The sequence below is a fragment of the Actinomadura miaoliensis genome, assembly GCF_039536785.1.
Classification (GTDB): Bacteria; Actinomycetota; Actinomycetes; order Streptosporangiales; family Streptosporangiaceae; genus Spirillospora; species Spirillospora miaoliensis.
On the sequence record NZ_BAAAZG010000001.1, the window covers coordinates 744,481 to 761,431 of the forward strand.

19 protein-coding genes are annotated in these 16,951 nt (G+C 74.7%); 4 read left to right on the forward strand and 15 right to left on the reverse strand.

Annotated elements, in window-relative coordinates; translation table 11 throughout:
- Positions 1-54: 54 nt before the first annotated feature.
- Positions 55-837 (forward strand): crotonase/enoyl-CoA hydratase family protein, encoded by a 783-nt coding sequence (locus ABD811_RS03420; RefSeq protein ID WP_344940488.1) that lies wholly within the window; start codon positions 55-57, stop codon positions 835-837.
- A 41-nt stretch (positions 838-878) separates the two neighbouring features.
- Here ABD811_RS03420 and ABD811_RS03425 read toward each other — a convergent pair whose 3' ends face one another.
- Both ABD811_RS03425 and ABD811_RS03430 read right to left on the reverse strand, forming a co-directional pair.
- A complete protein-coding gene (locus ABD811_RS03425) occupies positions 879-1,580 on the reverse strand; it encodes a FadR/GntR family transcriptional regulator (protein WP_344940491.1) in 702 nt (233 codons plus the stop codon).
- A gap of 88 nt (positions 1,581-1,668) precedes the next feature.
- Positions 1,669-2,907: a PP2C family protein-serine/threonine phosphatase gene (locus tag ABD811_RS03430; RefSeq protein WP_344940494.1), complete on the reverse strand. Its 1,239-nt coding sequence runs from the start codon at positions 2,905-2,907 to the stop codon at positions 1,669-1,671.
- Positions 2,908-3,005: 98 nt separating this feature from the next.
- On the opposite strand from ABD811_RS03430, the gene ABD811_RS03435 reads away from it, so the two are divergent.
- On the forward strand, positions 3,006-3,524 hold the full coding sequence (locus tag ABD811_RS03435; protein ID WP_344940497.1) for a MarR family winged helix-turn-helix transcriptional regulator: 519 nt from the start codon (positions 3,006-3,008) through the stop codon (positions 3,522-3,524).
- An 87-nt stretch (positions 3,525-3,611) separates the two neighbouring features.
- Here ABD811_RS03435 and ABD811_RS03440 read toward each other — a convergent pair whose 3' ends face one another.
- From ABD811_RS03440 to ABD811_RS03495, 12 genes are all read right to left on the reverse strand, one after another.
- A complete protein-coding gene (locus tag ABD811_RS03440; RefSeq protein WP_344940500.1) occupies positions 3,612-5,399 on the reverse strand; it encodes a PP2C family protein-serine/threonine phosphatase in 1,788 nt (595 codons plus the stop codon).
- Entirely contained in the window at positions 5,396-6,415 is a 1,020-nt protein-coding gene (locus tag ABD811_RS03445) for a SpoIIE family protein phosphatase (protein WP_344940503.1), read from the reverse strand. The genes ABD811_RS03440 and ABD811_RS03445 overlap by 4 nt, the downstream gene beginning before the upstream one ends.
- 8 nt (positions 6,416-6,423) lie before the next feature.
- Positions 6,424-6,852, reverse strand: a complete 429-nt coding sequence (locus ABD811_RS03450) for an anti-sigma regulatory factor (RefSeq protein WP_425549355.1) — start codon at positions 6,850-6,852, stop codon at positions 6,424-6,426.
- Positions 6,849-7,235, reverse strand: coding sequence for an STAS domain-containing protein (locus ABD811_RS03455; RefSeq protein ID WP_344940506.1), 387 nt, complete (start codon positions 7,233-7,235; stop codon positions 6,849-6,851). The genes ABD811_RS03450 and ABD811_RS03455 overlap by 4 nt, the downstream gene beginning before the upstream one ends.
- A gap of 9 nt (positions 7,236-7,244) precedes the next feature.
- The gene (locus ABD811_RS03460) at positions 7,245-8,102 is read right to left on the reverse strand and encodes an STAS domain-containing protein (protein ID WP_344940509.1); all 858 of its coding nucleotides are present in this window, start codon (positions 8,100-8,102) and stop codon (positions 7,245-7,247) included.
- 254 nt (positions 8,103-8,356) lie between these two features.
- Positions 8,357-10,456 carry an MMPL family transporter gene (locus ABD811_RS03465; protein ID WP_344940512.1) on the reverse strand — a complete coding sequence of 700 codons (2,100 nt, stop codon included), beginning with the start codon at positions 10,454-10,456 and terminating at the stop codon, positions 8,357-8,359.
- Positions 10,453-10,713 carry a hypothetical protein gene (locus ABD811_RS03470; protein WP_344940515.1) on the reverse strand — a complete coding sequence of 87 codons (261 nt, stop codon included), beginning with the start codon at positions 10,711-10,713 and terminating at the stop codon, positions 10,453-10,455. The genes ABD811_RS03465 and ABD811_RS03470 overlap by 4 nt, the downstream gene beginning before the upstream one ends.
- A 122-nt stretch (positions 10,714-10,835) precedes the next feature.
- A complete protein-coding gene (locus tag ABD811_RS03475; RefSeq protein ID WP_344940518.1) occupies positions 10,836-11,495 on the reverse strand; it encodes a response regulator in 660 nt (219 codons plus the stop codon).
- Positions 11,492-12,607, reverse strand: a complete 1,116-nt coding sequence (locus ABD811_RS03480; RefSeq protein WP_344940521.1) for a sensor histidine kinase — start codon at positions 12,605-12,607, stop codon at positions 11,492-11,494. The genes ABD811_RS03475 and ABD811_RS03480 overlap by 4 nt, the downstream gene beginning before the upstream one ends.
- 20 nt (positions 12,608-12,627) lie before the next feature.
- Complete coding sequence (locus tag ABD811_RS03485; protein ID WP_344940524.1) at positions 12,628-13,074, reverse strand: hypothetical protein; 447 nt, start codon at positions 13,072-13,074, stop codon at positions 12,628-12,630.
- 78 nt (positions 13,075-13,152) lie between these two features.
- Entirely contained in the window at positions 13,153-14,061 is a 909-nt protein-coding gene (locus ABD811_RS03490; protein WP_344940527.1) for an LLM class flavin-dependent oxidoreductase, read from the reverse strand.
- A 185-nt stretch (positions 14,062-14,246) separates the two neighbouring features.
- Entirely contained in the window at positions 14,247-14,696 is a 450-nt protein-coding gene (locus ABD811_RS03495; RefSeq protein WP_344940530.1) for a tautomerase family protein, read from the reverse strand.
- A 68-nt stretch (positions 14,697-14,764) separates the two neighbouring features.
- Here ABD811_RS03495 and ABD811_RS03500 point away from each other — a divergent pair, with 68 nt between their 5' ends.
- The gene (locus ABD811_RS03500; RefSeq protein WP_344940532.1) at positions 14,765-15,289 is read left to right on the forward strand and encodes a winged helix-turn-helix transcriptional regulator; all 525 of its coding nucleotides are present in this window, start codon (positions 14,765-14,767) and stop codon (positions 15,287-15,289) included.
- 81 nt (positions 15,290-15,370) lie between these two features.
- On the opposite strand, the gene ABD811_RS03505 is transcribed toward ABD811_RS03500, so the two are convergent.
- Complete coding sequence (locus tag ABD811_RS03505; protein WP_344940535.1) at positions 15,371-16,411, reverse strand: NAD(P)-dependent alcohol dehydrogenase; 1,041 nt, start codon at positions 16,409-16,411, stop codon at positions 15,371-15,373.
- A 449-nt stretch (positions 16,412-16,860) separates the two neighbouring features.
- Here ABD811_RS03505 and kdpF point away from each other — a divergent pair, with 449 nt between their 5' ends.
- Positions 16,861-16,950, forward strand: a complete 90-nt coding sequence (kdpF, locus tag ABD811_RS03510) for a K(+)-transporting ATPase subunit F (protein WP_344940538.1) — start codon at positions 16,861-16,863, stop codon at positions 16,948-16,950.
- The last annotated feature ends 1 nt before the right edge of the window (position 16,951 follow it).

Below are 16,951 nucleotides of genomic sequence, written 5' to 3' on the forward strand. Positions count from 1 at the left end.
GGGGGGTGAAGGGGGGGCGTTCCCCCTCAGATGGTTCGAGGAGACGAGGAGAGCATGAGCGAGACCGCCGGCGCGGAGCCGGAACTGCTGGTCGAGGAGCGCGGCCCGGTGCTGGTGCTCACCATGAACCGGCCCGCCGCCCGCAACGCCGTGACGCGGAACATGGCGCACCGGATCGCCGAGGCGCTGGACCTGCTGGACTCCCGCGCCGACCTGGCCGTCGGGGTGATCACCGGGGCGGGCGGGACGTTCTGCGCGGGCATGGACCTCAAGGGGTTCGCGCGCGGCGAGCGTCCCGTCGTGGAGGGACGCGGCCTGGCCGGGCTGGTGCGGCGGCCGCCGCGCACGCCGCTGATCGCGGCCGTGGAGGGGTACGCGCTGGCCGGGGGCTTCGAGATCGCCCTGGCCTGCGACCTGATCGTGGCGTCGCGCGCGGCCACGTTCGGGCTGCCGGAGGTGAGGCGGGGCCTGACGGCGGCCGCCGGGGGCCTGCTGCGGCTGCAGCGGCGCGTGCCGTACCACCTGGCGATGGAGCTGGCCCTGACGGGACGGATGTGGCCCGCCACCGACGCCGCCGAGGTGCGCCTGGTCGGCCGGCTCACCGATCCCGGCAGGGCCCTCGCCGGGGCGCTGGAGCTGGCGGAGGAGATCGCCGCGAACGCGCCGCTGGCGCTGGCGGCGTCCAAGCGGGTGCTGGTGGAGTCGGCGGACTGGACGCTGGACGAGCAGTTCGACCGGCAGGAGGAGATCGTCGGCCCGGTCCGCGAGTCGGCCGACGCCAAGGAGGGCGCGCGGGCGTTCGTGGAGAAGCGCGCCCCGCGCTGGACCGGCGCCTGAGGCGCGGCGCCCCGAGGCGCGGAGCCGGGGCCGGCGCGCCGTCAGCGCCAGCCGACGACCTCGTTCATCAGCGCGGGCTGCTTGCGCCGCACGTAGGTGGCGTACTCCTGCATGTGGTCGCGCATCAGCCTCTCGGCCGCGTCGGCGTCGGAGTCGGCGATCGCCTGCGCGATGGCGGCGTGCGCCTCGCGGACCTTGGCGCGGCGGGCCTTGGGGAAGAACATCCCGCTGACCCGGTCGTGGAAGATGTGCCCGAGCGAGGCGCTGTAGAGGTTGAGCATGCCGTTGCCCGACATGGACGCGACCAGGCGGTGGAAGTCGCCGCTGTGGCTGAGGTAGCCCGCGTCGTCGTCCAGCGGCGTGCCCTGCGCGATGCGCTCCAGCAGCTCGACCTTGTCGGGCTCGCGGCGCTCGGCGGCCAGCCGCGCCATGACGGGCTCCATCACCAGCCGGGCCTCCATCAGCTCCCGGAAGGTCATCCGCGCCGCCTGGAAGTACAGCGACGCCATCTGGCCGAAGGCGGCCGCGCTGACCTCGGCGACGATCGGCCCGCCGCGCGGCCCCGGCTTGATCGAGATGAGGCCGTGCACCTCCAGGATGCGCAGCGCCTCGCGCAGCGACCCGCGCCCGACCCCGTACTCCTCGATCATCTGGGCCTCGGACGGCAGCGGCGTGCCCGGCGCCAGTCCCTCCGCGCCGATCTTCCGCACGATGTCCTGCGCGATCGCCTCGCCGACCTTCACCCCCCGTTTGATATGCGGCTGCGCCACCTTGTCCTCCCGTAATCAATGACAACCATCATTATGGTCCATAGGAAGGGCCACGGCACCGTCAGTCGCCGGCGGGGCGCGCGGCGGTCTGGCCGCTCTTGCCGGTCCAGTCGAGGCAGACGATCACGGCGTCGTCGGCGAGCTCGGTGTTCTCGTGGTAGTGCAGCAGCTCGCGGATGAGGGTGCGGACCGCCTCCGGCGGCCCCTGCAGGCGCGTCTGCCGCAACGCGCGCGGCAGCGCGCTGGCGCCGTAGACCTCCCCGCCGGGCGACTGGGCCTGGTGGACGCCGTCGCTGACCAGGACGAGCCGGTCGCCCGGCTGCAGCCAGAACTCCTGCTCGACGTACCGGGTGTCGCCGAACATGCCGAGCGGGAGCTGCGCGTCCAGCGTGACCGGCTCGACGGTGGTGCCGCGCAGCCGGTACACCAGCGGGGACCCGGCGTCGACGGCGGTGACGCGCCCGGTGCCCAGCTCGAACCGCAGCAGCAGGGTGGCGGCGGTGCGGGCGCCCCGGTGGTGGGCGTGCAGGATCTCGTCGGCGAGCACGGCCTGGTCGACCAGGCCCGCCCCGGAGCGGCGCGCGTTGCGCAGCGCGCTGACGGTCAGCTGGGTCAGCAGCGCGGCCTCGATGCCGCGGCCCGTGCCGTTGGTGACGGTCACGGTGAGGTGCTCGGCGTCCAGCGACCAGTCGAAGTTGTCGCCCCACACCGCGTAGGCGGGCTCCAGCTGCCCGGCGAGGCTGAACTCGTCGCTCTCGCAGGACCGCCCCGGCAGCAGGTCCCACTGGATCTCGGCGGCCAGGGTCATGCGGACGCGGCGCCGGGCCCGCCGGTAGACGTCGGTGTGGCCGTCGGCGACCTTCAGCGCGCGGGCGACCATGGTCGCCACGGCCTCCAGCGCGGGATGGTCCTCGGGCCGGGACGGACCGGGCAGGTGGACGCTCAGCACGCCGATCCGTTCACCGTGGACGGTCAGCGGCAGGTGCAGCCGGCACGCCGCGCCGTCGTCCACCGGTTCCACGATCGTCTGCTGGGTGGCGAAGGCGCGGCCCTCGAAGGTGGCGTCCAGCGGCACCGGCTCGGCGTCGCCGCCGGCGTCCGGGCCGGCGTCCGGGCCAGCGTCGGGGCCGGTGTCCGCGCCGACGGGCACCAGGTGCGCCATGCGGTAGTCCACCAGCAGCGTCACGGCGTGGTCGGCGCCGAAATGGGTCGTGAGAATCTTGGCGGCGGCCGCGGGTACGCCGTGCGGACGGGCCTTCCAGATCGCCTGCTCGACGGCGGTGAACGGGTCCTCGGTCATGGTCGCCTCACCTGGATGGGCGGCAGGTCGCCGGTGACCCGGGCGGGCGGAGTCGCAGCGCGTGCCGGAGATCGGACGGATGTGTAACAGTTGGGGGCATGACAGTGCCGCACAGTGATCCCGCGCAACCGGTCGAACCCGACCGGCTGCACCGGCTCGCCGCGGCGATGGACGAGGCGGTGGGCACCCTCGCGGCGGTGTGGGGCGGGACCCCGGAGGCGTCCGTGCCGGTGCCCGCCACGCAGCTGCGGGTGCTGTTCATCGTGGAACGGCACGGCAGCATCAACCTCAGCGGCCTGGCCGCCGAGCTGGGCGCGCTGCCGTCGTCGGCCAGCCGGCTGTGCGACCGGCTGGAGGCGGCGGGGCTGCTGGTGCGCGTGCCCGGGCGGGACCGCCGCGTGATCAGCCTGCGGCTCAGCCGGGACGGCACGCTGCTGCTGGACCGGCTGCGCGAACGGCGCCGCGCCGACCTGGCCGGCGTGCTGGCCAGGATGTCCCCGTCGGCGCGCACCGCGCTGCTGACGGGCCTGCTGCAGTTCCACACCGCGGCCACCGAGGGCAAGGCCACCGAGGGGAAGGCCCCCGACGAGCCCGCCGACGTCTCCCGCCCGGCCTGACCCCGCCGGCGCCCCGGGCACGGCGACGGGCGCGGCGAGACGGGCCGACGCGGATCGGCGGGACGGGGGAATGGGGGCCTCCGGATGTCAGGGCACGGTGCGTGCCCGGTCGCGCGTGTCCGAGGCCGAGGCACGGGACCGCACGAGCGTCCTCATGGCGGGGCCGTCGCCGTCCGTCGCGACCGGCCGCGCCCGGCACAGCAGCAGGCAGGTGTCGTCCTCGCGGGCACTGTCGATCAGCATACGGTCCAGCAGGACGTCGGCGACCCGGTCCAGGCCGCCGCCGACGTCGGCGGCGGCGAACGCCTCGGCCAGCCGGTCCGTGGTGGCCTCGAACGAGGCGGTGCGGCGCTCGACCAGGCCGTCGGTGTAGAGCAGCAGGGTGGCGCCGGGCGGCAGCTCGACCTCCCGGTCGGTGAGCGGGCCGTCGTGCAGCGGCATGCCCAGCAGCACGTCGCCGCCGTACAGCACCCGCACCGTGCCGTCCGGGGCGCGCAGCAGCGGCGGCGGATGCCCGGCGTTGGCCCAGCGCAGCCGGCCGTTCCCGGCGTACTGCAGCAGCACGGCGGTGGCCAGGTCGTCGGGCTGCAGGTGGGTCAGCAGCCGGTGCATGCGGGCCAGCACCTCGCCGGGGCCCGCCGAGTCCAGGGCGTAGGCGCGCAGCGCGGTGCGCAGCTGGCCCATGAGGGTGGCCGCGCGCAGCCCGTGCCCGGTGACGTCGCCGATCGCGGCGATCACCTGCCCGTCGGGACGCTGGAACGCGTCGTACCAGTCCCCGCCCACGTTCAGCCCGGCCTCGGCGGGCAGGTAGCGGGCGGTGAACTCCAGCGGCGCGGCGGACGGCAGGTCGGTGAGCATCGCGCGCTGCAGGCTCTCGGCGACGCCGCGTTCGTGCTCGTAGCGGATGGCGTTGTCCAGCGCCGCCGCGCCCAGCCGGGTCAGCTCCCGGAACACGGCGATGTCGTCGGCGGTGAACGGGTGGCCGGCGGGCGTGTAGGCGACCACGCCGAGCGCGCGCCCGCCGGAGATGAGCGGGACGGCCAGCAGCTCTGCCGGGCCCGGCCGCACCTCCACCCCCGGCATCAGGGACGACGGGGACGGCGTGACGTGCCGCGTGCGGCCGCTGTCGTGCGCGGCGACCACGGCCTCGGGCGGCGCGGCCCCGGGGGCGTCCTCGTCCAGCGCTCCCGACGGGGTCAGCGCCCGCTGGTCGCGGGAGATCCACACCTCCATGGCGGCGGCGTGCCGCGGCACCACCAGGCTGTGCAGCTGCTTGATGACCTGCTCGTGGTCCAGCCAGGCCGACAGGGTGGCGCCGGCGTGGGCCAGGAACGCCAGCCGGGACCGGGCCGACTCCGCCGCCGCGCGGGCCTCCCGTTCGGCGTCCAGCAGGCGGGCCTGCTCGGCGTTGGCGGCGCGCAGCCGTTCGGCGGCCTGGGCCAGCTCGGCGTGCAGCGCCAGCACGCCCTGGTCGGTGCGTTCCAGCTCCTGCTGGTGCCAGGCCAGCCGTTCGTGCTGGGCGGCGAGCAGCTCCAGCAGCCCGTCCCGGTCGCCGGCGTCGCCGTGGGAGTCGGCGGACGGGTCGGGGACGGCGATCGTGGCGACGGTCTCCGGCGCCCCGTCCGGCCCGCCGGGGACGACCTCGGCGGTCAGCTCCCCGCCGTCCCCGTCCCCGGCCGCGGCGAGGGTCAGTGTGAGGCGCGCGGGCGGCGACGCGGCGGCGCGCTCGCGCAGCGTCCTCGCCACCGCCAGGGTGAAGCGGGCGCGTTCCTCGGCGTCGACGCCGTGCCGGGCGGTGGCCGCCGCCACCGCCGAGCAGACGTCGTTCAGGTCGTCCGGGCCGCCGATCGCCCGGCTGAGGATCTGCCGTGTCATGCCGTGCCTCTCGCGGGGGACCTGGAAGCGACCACGACGGTGGCGTCGTCGGTGCCGCGCCACGCGTCACGCCAGATCAGCGCGGCCGCGATGGCCGGATGACGCCGCTCGACTCCGGGGTAGCGGCCGAGGTCCCAGCCGCCGACGCCGTCCGTGCTCACCACCAGCATGCCGGGATCGGTCCAGGGGACGGGGCCACGCTCATAGGAACGGGGACGTTTCCCCATACCGAGGATTCCGGGACGCGACACCAGCACGTCGACGCGCGGCCCCCGGTGCAGCCGCGCGGTCAGGTTGCCGACGCCGCCGAACCGCATGCCGCCCGACCGCGTGTCGACCTGCGCGACGGCGCCGGCCGCGCCGCGGGTGCCGCGCAGGGCGGCGTCCAGCTCGTCCAGCATCCCCTGCGGTTCGGCGTCCGGGCGGCGCCGGACGGTCTCCAGCGCGACGTGCCGCGCGTCGGCCGCCTTCACTCCGTGCCCGAGCCCGTCCACCACCGCGAGCGTGAGCAGGTCACCGGACCGGACCGCGCCCCACCCGTCGCCGATGGCGGTCTCCGCCGGATGCGGGGTGACCACTCCCCCGACGCGGACCGCCGGTTCCGCCGCGTCCACCCGGCCGATCTGGACGAGCACGGCGGTGCCCTGCCCCGGCAGGCTGTACAGGTCGAACACGGCGGCGATGCGCCGGCAGGCGCCCAGGCCCGCGCCCAGCGAGTCGCCGGTGGTGGAGTAGCCGTCGACCATCGACGCGCCCACGTCCCCGATGCCGGGGCCCTTGTCGACCGCGACGAGCTGCACCATGCCCGGCTCGGGCCCGAACGCGTTGATCAGCAGCCGGCCCGCGTCGGCGTACCGGGTGAGGTTCGTCGCCAGCTCCACCGCCGCCAGCTCGCAGGCGGCCACGTCCCGCGCGGCCAGCCCGGCCGTGAGGCCCGCCAGCCGCGCCGCCGTCTCGGCCCCGTGGATCCGGCTCGGATCGTCGACCTCCAGGTTCCACCCCGCAGTCACGATCATCCGGCGGCTCACCCCGGTCCGGCCGGGCGGACCGACCACAGCACCGCCGTGACCGTGGTCCCCCGGCCCGGCTCGGTGTCGATGGTGAAGTCGTCCACCAGCCGCCGCGTCCCGCCGAGGCCCATGCCGAGCCCGCCCGCGCTGCTGTAGCCGTCGGACAGGGCGCGCGCCACGTCGGCGATGCCCGGCCCCTCGTCGGCGAACGTCAGCCGCACGCCGCGCCGCCCGTGCCGCTCCACCTCGACGATCTCCACCCGTCCGCCCCCGCCGTGCACCAGCGTGTTGCGGGCCAACTCGCTGGCGGCGGTGATCAGCTTGGTCTGTTCCACCAGGCTCATCCCGATCCGGATGGCCGACTCGCGCACGGCCTGCCGGACGGCCGCCATCTCCATGTCGCTGGTGATCGGCAGCACCGCCCCGGCCGCCGGGCCTCTCAACGCCCGTCCTGATCATGCGCGCCGGGCGCCGCCGGCGCGGCGCCCAGCAGGTCCAGCGCGTGCCGCAGCGACCGCGCGGTGGTGACGCCGGGCAGGTCGAGCCCCATCTCCACCAGCGTCGCGGCGACCGGCGGCCGCATGCCCGCCACGACGGTGCGGGCCGCCAGCAGCCGCACCGACAGCGCGATCTCGGTCAGCACCCGGGCCAGGAAGGAGTCGACCACCTCCACCGCGGAGATGTCGATGATCACGCCGCGGGCGCCGGTGGCGGCGGCGCGCTCCAGCAGCTCCTCCTGCAGCGTCAGCGCGAGCTGGTCGGTCAGCTGGGTCTGGATCGTGGCCAGCAGCACGTCCTGCAGGTCCAGGATGGCAACGCGTTCCATCGTCGCCTCTCAGCCCGGCAGCGGTGCGCCGATCCGCCGCAACGCGTAGCCGAGCGCGTCGGCGAGCGTTGCGCGGGTGCGTATCTCACCGAGGTCGATGCCCAGTGAGGCGATGGTCTGGGCGATCTGCGGGCGGATGCCGCTCACCACGCACTCGGTGCCCATCAGCCGCACCGCCAGGGCGGTCTTCATCAGGTGCTGGGCCACGACGGTGTCGACCATCGGCACGCCGGTGATGTCCAGGATCGCCACCCGGGCCTGGTGCTCGACGATCGACTCCAGCAGCGTCTCCATCACCACCTGGCTGCGGGCGCTGTCCAGGGTGCCGATCAGCGGCACCGACAGCACGCCGTCCCAGAGCTTGAGGACGGGCGTGGCCATCTCCAGGATCTCCTGCCGCTGCCGCGCGACGACGGCCGCGTCCTTGTCGACCGCGGTGTCCATCACCACCAGCCGCAGGGTGCCCAGCAGCTCGACGGCCGCGGCCCGCGCCGCCCATCGCCGTTCGGCCTGGCCGTCCAGCTCCTCGTCCACCGCCGTCAGGACGGGTTCGCGCAGCTCGGCGACGTCCGTCAGCAGCCGCGTGAGCGGGCTGCCCGCGGCCGTGCGCGCCGCGATCGTCTCGCCGAGCTGCGTCCGCACGCCCTCGAACCCGGCGGCCCAGGGGTCGTCGCCGCGCCCGCCGTCGGCGACGTCCGCGAGCGCGTCGGTCAGCCGGCGCGCCGCCTCCACGGCCGCGTCGCGGCCGGAGACGTACACGGTCCGGAAGAACGCCTGGTCCGCCCAGCGCTGCGCGATCTGCTCCCGCCGCGCCCGCAGCACCTCGGCCACGGTCCGTTCGGCGCCGTCGAAAGTCCCTTCGCTCACGCGGATGCCCTTCTAGCCGCAGCCGTACGCACCGGCGCACGCCCGGACGGGGTCGGCGGCCCGCGGGCGGCGCGCTCGATGACGGAACACCACCGCCACCGGGATCCTTGTCATCCGGCAATAGTAATGAAGAGCGGTACCCGAACCAAACCTCTCCCTTCACCCTCCCACGGCCGCGCGCCTTTACGTTGTAGATCATGACTGTGCCGCCCCGGGCGTTCGCCCGGGGCGGCACGCGCGGCTCGGAAGGACGCTCAGCCGGTGGGGCGTTCCAGCGCCACCTCCGGAAGGCGCCTGGCCAGGGGGCCGGGCAGCCACCAGGCGCGGCGGCCCAGCAGCTGCATGACGGCCGGGACGATCAGGCAGCGGATGACCACGGCGTCCAGCAGGATCGCGACCGCCAGGCCCAGGCCGAACTGCTGCAGCATCCGGCTCGGGCTCAGGACGAACGCGGCGAACACCACGATCATGATGGCCGCCGCGGCGGTGATGACCTGGCCGGTCGCGGTGAGGCCCTCGCGGACGGCGCGTCCCGGGTCGCGCGTGGCGGTCCACTCCTCGTGGATCCGCGACAGCAGGAACACCTCGTAGTCCATGGACAGCCCGAACACGATCGCGAAGATCATCACGGGGATGAACGCCTCGATCGGGCCCGGTGGCACCCCGAACCAGCCGTGCTGGAACACCAGCGTGATCGCGCCCAGCGCGGCGGCGATGCTGAGCAGGTTGAGCAGCGCCGCCTTGACCGGGATCAGCACCGAGCGGAACACCACCAGGAGCAGCAGCGCCGACAGGCCCACCACGATCGTGACGAACAGCGGCAGCCGCGAGGCGACGGTGTCGGCGAAGTCCTGGGTGGCGGCGGTGGGGCCGCCGACCAGGAAGCCGTCGGGCAGCACGTCCTCGCGCAGGGTGTGCACCAGGTCGGCGGTCCGCTCGTCCTGCGGCGCCGCGTCCGGGAAGACGATCAGCGTGTGCACGGCGCCGTCGCGGGACGGCAGCGGCGGGGTGGTCGCGGCGACGCCGTCGGTGCGGGCCAGGATCTGCTGCACGCGCTGCGCCTCCCCCGCGCCCGTCTCGCCGACGACGACCAGCGGCCCGCTGAAGCCGGGCCCGAAGCCCTCGGCGAGCAGGTCGTAGGCCTTGCGGGTGGTGGACGAGGCCGGGTCGTTGCCCGCGTCGGCGAAGCCGAGGCGCATGTCCAGGGCGGGCGCCGACAGCGCCAGCAGCGCGGCGAGCGCCACCAGCAGGGCGGGCAGCGGACGGCGCTGCACCGCCGTGGCCAGCCGCCGCCAGCCCGCGCCGGGCTCCCTGCCGCGCGCGGCGGTCCGGCTCGCGCGCCTGCGCACGTGCCGCTGGATGCGCCCGCCGAAGAAGCCCAGCAGCGCGGGCAGCAGCACCAGCGCGGCGAGCATGGTGACCAGCACGGTCAGCGCGACCGCGACGGCCACGCCCTGCAACGCGCCGAGGCCGAGCGCGATCAGGCCCAGCAGCGCGATGACGACGGTGCAGGCGGCGACGAAGACGGTGCGGCCCGCGGCGTCCAGGGCGCGGCGCGTGGCGTCCCGCGGTTCGGCGCCCTCCAGCAGCTCGTGCCGGTAGCGGTAGAACACCAGCAGCGCGTAGTCGACGCCGACGCCGAGGCCGACCAGCATCAGGATCGGCGGGGTGAAGTCGGCGACCGTGGCCAGGTGCGAGGCCAGCCCGATCAGCCCGATCGCCGAACCCACCGCGAACAGCGCGGTCACCAGCGGCAGCGCGGCGGCGACCAGCGAGCCGAACAGCAGCACGAGGATGACCAGCGCGGCCAGCATGCCCGCGCCCTCGGCGCCGCCGCCGCTCTCCTCGGCGCCGCGCGCCGCCTCCCCGCCGACCTCCACCTGGAGCCCGCCGGACGCGGCCGACCGCGCGGTGTCGACGATGCGGACGACGTCGTCGCGCGGGACCTCCTCCGCCTTGCCGGTGAGCGTGACGGTGGCGTACCCGATGGTGCCGTCGCGGGAGATCGCGGCGCGGTCGTCGTAGGGGGTGCGGACGGCCGCGACGCCCGGCAGGCCGTCCACCCGCCCGACCACGTCGCGGACGCGGCGTTCGGTGTCCGGCGCGCGCAGCCCGCCCGGCGCCTTCACCACGATCTGCAGGGAGTCGCCCGCCTGCGCGGCGCCGTGCTCGGTGAGCAGGTCGCCCGCCCGCTGCGACTGGGTGCCGGGCAGGGTGAAGTCGTTGCGGTAGTCGGTGCCCACGGCGCGCGCGGCGACGGTGACGGCGACCAGCACCAGCGCCCACAGGCCGAGCGCGATCCAGCGGCGCCGGTACGACCAGGCGGCCAGGCGTCCGAACAGTCCGGTCGTCACCGGCGGCCTCCGTTCTCCCGGGCCGCCACGCGAACCCCCACGAACGCGCCCACCACCGCGAGCAGCGGCGGCAGCCCCGCGAACAGGACCAGCAGGGCGGGCGTGTCCTCCACGTCGAGGGTCACGCCGAGGACGAAGTGGCAGAACGCGGCGAACGCCTCCGTCGCGAAGAAGCCCCCCGCCCCGCCGACCAGGAAGCCGACCACGGCGGCCCCGGCCTTGCTCGCCGGCGAGGGACCGGATTGGTTGTCGTTCATGCTCACAGGCTGCTGCCGGGGCATGGCGGTGCGCATCGGCCGCGAGGCGCCGGTCCGATACCCCGTTTGTTGCGCGCGCCGGCCGCGCCCCTACACCCCCGGTTGCGGCGGGCGGCGCCGCGTCAGCCGGCCCAGCCGGGACGCACCAGGCCGCTCTCGTAGGCCAGCACGACCAGCGCCGCGCGGTCGCGCACGTCGAGCTTGGTCATGATGCGGCTGACCTGGCTCTTGACGGTGGCCGGGCGCAGCTCCAGCCGCGCCGCGATCTCGTCGTTGGAGTGGCCCTCGGCGACCAGCTCGACGATCTGGCGTTCGCGCGGGGTGAGGGCGTTCAGCCGCGGGCCCGGCTCGGGCACCGCCTTGCGGCCCGCGTACTCCGCGATGAGCCGCCGCGTCACCGACGGGCTGATCAGCGCGTCGCCGCGGGCGGCGACGCGCACCGCGCGCAGCAGCTCCTCCGGCTCGGTGTCCTTGACCAGGAAGCCCGCCACGCCCGCGCGCAGCGCGCCGTAGACGAACTCGTCCAGGTCGAAGGTCGTCAGGATCACCACGCGCACCGACGGGTCGGCGGCGGCGATGCGGCGGGCCGCGGCCAGGCCGTCCATGCCCGGCATCCGGATGTCCAGGAGGACCACGTCGGGCCGCAGCTCCCGCGCCGCCTCCACCGCGCCCGCGCCGTCGGCCGCCTCGCCGACGACGGTGATGTCGTCCTCGTCGTCGAGCAGGGAGCGGAATCCGGCGCGCACCAACGCCTGGTCGTCGGCGAGCAGTACCCGGATCATCCGTCCGCCCCGTAAGGCAGCCGGGCCCGCACGCGGAACCCGCCGCCCGGCACGGGCCCGGCGGTCAGCTCGCCGCCCAGCGCCCGCGCGCGTTCCCGCATGCCGCGGATGCCGCTGCCGTCCCCGCCCGTGTCCACGGCGGCGCCCCTTCCGTCGTCCTCGACCTCCACCAGCAGGTCCGCCGTACCGTAGCCGATCCGCAGGGTGACGCGGCGGGCCGCGGCGTGCCGGGTCACGTTGGTGATGGCCTCCTGCAGGATGCGGTAGGCGGCCAGGTCCACCCCGGCGGGCAGCGGACGCGGGTCGCCCTCCACGCGCACCGCCGTCTCCAGCGACGCCAGCTCGGCGTGCCGGACCAGGTCGTCCAGCCGGTCCAGCCGCCCGGCGGGCTCGGTGCCCGGCTGCTCGTCGACGGCGCGCAGCACGCCGAGCGTGGCGCGCATCTCGCGCAGCGTCTCGCGGCTGGCCTCCTTGATCACGCTGAGCGCCCGGCCCGCCTGCTCGGGATCGCGGTGCAGCCGGTGCAGCGCGGTGCCCGCCTGCACGTTGATCATCGACAGGTGGTGGCCGACGACGTCGTGCAGCTCGCGCGCGATGCGCAGCCGTTCGGCGGTGGCGCGCCAGCGCGCCTCCTCCTCGGCCCGCCGCACCGCCGCGCGCAGCGCCTCCTGGCGGCCGTACCGGACGGCGCCGAGGGCGACCAGCGCCACCATCCAGCCGGTCATCATGATGATCGCGACGCTGTTGACGTCCTCGTTCCCGGCGAGCGTGCCGAGCCCGGCGGCGATCACCAGGACCGCGCCGAGCGCCGCGGCGGTGCGCACGCGCCCGCCCGCGGCGACCACGTACAGCATGAGGATCGTCACGACGATCAGCGGCCCGTCGACCGGGCTGAGCACGTAGTACACGCCGGTGGCCACCAGCGCGTACACGCCCCCGGCCACGGGACGGCGCCGCAGCAGCGGCAGCGTGCCGCACACGCTCAGCACCAGCACCCCGTCCACGACCGCCCGCCACGGCGGATGGGCGGGCGCGCGCAGCCACATCGCGACCGTGCTCCCGACGACCAGCACCGTCAGCGCGGCGGCCGCCGCCCCGTGGCGAGACAGCATCACCCCAGCATAGGGAGCGATCAGCCGCCTTCCGCAGCGCCGCCGGTCGTGGCGCGGCGTTCGGAGGCCGCGTCCGCCAGCAGGCCGAGGCCGATGCCGAGCAGCCAGACGTCCTTGCTGACGCCGATGCCCGCCTGGCTGGGCCAGACGCTGCCGGGCTTGCGCAGGCCGGGAGCGCGCAGATAGAACGCGACCAGGGAGCCGCCGAACCCGGTGAGAGCCGTCCCCGCCAGGGCGTTCGGGACGAACGGGGCCAGCAGCGCGGCGCCGGTGGCGATCTGCCCGGCGGCCAGCAGGCGCAGGAACCTGCGCGGCGGGACGCCCTTGAGGAACGGGAAGGCGGCGGCGGCCATGCCGTGCGTGGCCGTGGCCTGCTCCTCGTCCCCGTTCCACAACTCCAGCCCGCTGTGCAGGATGTACGCGCCGCTCGCCAGGCGGCTCGGAACGGTCCTGAGCTTCAGCTTCATCGCATCCTCCTGGTGGACGGACGGTCGGGCATGCGATGGGGGGCGGGTCGGGTTCGGGCGCCGGGGGCGGCGCCGGGGTCAGGTCCGGGTGGCGGACGCGCGGGCGGAGGCGACCAGCTCGCGGGTCGCGGGGGCGACCTCCCCGCCGAAGGTCCGCAGGACGGCGGGGTCGTCGGCCATGACGATGTAGCCGCTGACGCCGTACTCCAGGGTCAGCCCGGCCAGCTGCTCGGCCCACCGCCCGGGCGGTCCGGAGAACAGCTCCTCGCCGCCGGACCCGAACCGGCCGCCGATGTTGAGCAGGCGGCGCACCGCGGCGGGGTCGCGTCCGGCCTCGGCGGCGGCCTCGTCGATGATCGCGTTGCCGTCGGCGAGGCGGCGCACGTCGCTCAGGTACGGCAGCGAGGGCAGCCAGCCGTCGGCCTTGCCCCCGACCAGGCGCAGCATCCTGGGCTTGTAGGCGCCCAGCCAGATGCCGATGTCATGGGCGGGTGCGGGGCCGCGCTTGGCGCCGTCCACCTGGTAGTACGTGCCGTCGATCCGCAGCCGCGCGGTGTTCCCGGCGTCCCAGACGCCGCGGATGACGTCGATGGCCTCGCCGAGCGCGTCGACGCTCTGCGCCGGGGTCAGGCGGCGCCCGCCCATGGCCTCGATGGCCTCCCGGAACCCGCCGGCGCCCAGGCCCAGCTCGAAGCGGCCGCCGCTGAGCAGGTCGAGGCTCGCCGCCGCGCGGGCCAGCACCGCGGGGGGACGCAGCGGGAGGTTCAGCACGTTGCCCGCCAGGCGGACGCGCTCGGTGCGCGCGGCCACGTAGGTCAGCAGCGTCCAGGTGTCCAGGAAACGCGGCTGGTAGGGGTGGTCCTGGAAGGTCACCAGGTCCAGGCCGGCGGCCTCGGACGCCTGCGCGAGGTCGAGCACCTGTTTCGGGTCGGCGCTCCCCGGGGTGATGAACGAACCGAACATCAGGTCGTGGCCGTAGTCGGGCATGGCTCCCCCTCGTTCCCCGCCGCGCGGACGTGTGGCCGCGCGGTCCCCATGTGATCAGGGATGTGCCGTGGAACCGCGCGTCTCGGGACGGTATTCCGCTCCTGCCGTGGGGGAAACGGCACGGCGCGTGCGACGCGCCGGAGCTTGTCACGGAACGCCGCACGCTCGGGAGTGACCGGCTCGTCTCAGCCGGCGCCCGCGGGGGCGCCCGTGGTGAACTCGATGATGTCGGGCAGGCGGAACACCCGGCCCATGGCGCCCCAGTTGCCGTCCGGAATCTCGACCAGGTGCACCCAGGCGACGGGGGCGGCATAGAGGCGGCCGGCGTCCTCCTCGGCCTCGGCCAGGACGCGGGTGACGCGTTCGACCATCTCACGGCGCTTGCCGTCGTCAAGCGACCCGGCCGGGACGCTCACCCGCACCAGGTAGCGCGGGGGCTCGTCCGCGCCGGCGGCCCGGCCGCCGACGAACCACTCCGCCGGCTCGGTGACCACCAGCCAGGAGATGTCCCGTGCGGCCTGGGTGTCGGGCGCGCCCTCGACCGCCATCACCTCGGCCACCAGCCGCTGCTTGGCCCGCGTGCCGCGCTCGCCGTCCAGCGCGCCCCGGGGCGCGAACAGCTCGACGAAGGGCATGGCCCACCTCCAGTGAGTACTTGTATTGAACTGACCCCTCGTGAGCGACCCTAGGACGGGTGCGTTCAATGAGTCAACCGACTAGCCTGGAGGCCGTGCAGAAGACCAGCTTCGCCGACATGCACTGCTCGATCGGGCGGACCCTGGAGGTGGTCGGGCACTGGTGGAGCCCGCTGATCGTCCGGGACGTCCACCTCGGCCTGCACCGCTTCGACGACATCGCCGGGAACCTGGGCATCTCCCGCAACCTGCTCACGCGGCGCCTGGACGACCTGGTCGCCGCGGGAATCCTGGAACGCAGGCGCTACCAGGACCGTCCGTCCCGGTACGAGTACCACCTGGCCGAGGCCGGCCGGGACCTGGTGCCGGTGCTGATGGCGATGATGGCCTGGGGCGACAAGTGGCAGACGCCGCCCGGCGGCCCGCCCGCCCTGCTCGTCCACGACGCCTGCGGCCAGGAGTTCACGCCCCGGGTCTGCTGCTCCGAATGCGGCGCGGAGATCACCGCCGGCACGGTCACCGCGCGATCCGGCCCGGGGGCGGCCGCCGGGCCCGGCACGCGTCTGCTCGGCGGCCGCGTCCACCGCACCTGACCACCGCGCCCACCAGCGGGCCCGACCAGTGCGCCCGGCCACCGGGCGCGGTGGCCGGGCGCGACGCGGCGGACGGGGCCGTCAGATCGTGGCGGCGTCGATCACGAACCGGTAGCGCACGTCGCTGTTCAGCACGCGCTCCCACGCCTCGTTGATCTGGTCGGCGCGGATCAGCTCGATCTCGGCGCCGAGGCCGTGCTCGGCGCAGAAGTCGAGCATCTCCTGCGTCTCGGCGATGCCGCCGATCGCCGATCCGGCCAGGCTGCGGCGGCCGAAGATCAGCGAGAACACGTTCAGCGAGACCGGCTCCTCGGGGGCGCCGACGTTGGCCAGCACGCCGTCGGTCTTCAGCAGCCCCAGGTAGGCGTCCAGGTCGAGCCGCGCCGAGACGGTGCACAGGAGCAGGTCGAACCGTCCGGCCAGCTGCTCGAAGGTCGCCGGGTCGCCGGTGGCGTGGTAGTGGTCGGCGCCCAGCTTCAGGCCGTCGTCCTTCTTGCGCAGCGTCTGGGACAGCACGGTCACCTCGGCGCCCAGCGCGTGCGCGATCTTGACGGCCATGTGGCCGAGGCCGCCCAGCCCGACGACGGCGACCCGCTTGCCCGGCCCGGCGTTCCAGTGCCGCAGCGGCGAGTAGGTGGTGATGCCGGCGCACAGCAGCGGCGCGGCCTCCTGCAGCGACAGGCCGTCGGGGATGCGCAGGACGAAGTTCTCGTCGACCACGATGTGCGTGGAGTAGCCGCCGTAGGTGGGGTTCCCGGCGCGGTCGATCCCGTTGTAGGTGTCGACGAACCCCTTGAGGCAGTACTGCTCCAGCCCGGCCCTGCAGTTCTCGCACTCGCGGCACGAGTCGACCATGCAGCCGACGCCCACCCGGTCGCCGACGGCGAACCTGGTCACGCCCGGGCCGGTCGCGGTGACGACGCCGGCGATCTCGTGCCCCGGCACCATCGGGAAGATCTGGTTGCCCCATTCGCCGCGGGCCTGGTGGATGTCGGAGTGGCAGATGCCCGCGTACTTGATCTCGATCTGGACGTCGTGCTCGCCGACGGGACGGCGCTCGATCGTGGTGCGCTCCAGGGGCGCCCCGGCGGAGGGCGCCGCGTAGGCGGCGACGGTGCTCATATCGCGGTTCTCCTCAGCGGTCGGAAAGGTGGTTCCGAGGGACGTCACCCATCGTGGTGGGCCACGACCGGCCGACCCAGGCTCTGGTCGTCCCTGGGACCGCCAGGACCCCCTTGGCGCCGGCCGCCCCGGACGGCCAAGGGGCGTTAGGGACGTGTTAAGAGCGCGGGAGCGCGCGCTAAGAACGCGTCAAGACAGCACAGAAAGCACCCGAAACAGCGCTTTACTCCTAACGCGGCAGACACCTGGCCGCACGGGAGGGTACTCGGAAAGTGCATGGAATCCGAAAAAGGCGCTGCGCGGCGATCGTCGCGCACCGCGTTCCCGAAGAAGTGAACGCGCACGACCACACGGTCAAGGAATCGGAGCATGTCTGATCTGGCGTTCGTCCTGCTGACGGTGGCGGTCTTCGCGCTGCTGACGCTGGCGGTGAAGGCGGTGGAACGGCTGTGACCGCGGAGAACGCGGTCGGCCTCGGGCTGGCCGTGCTGCTGACCGTCTTCCTGGTGGCGGCCCTTCTTTTTCCGGAGCGTTTCTAGT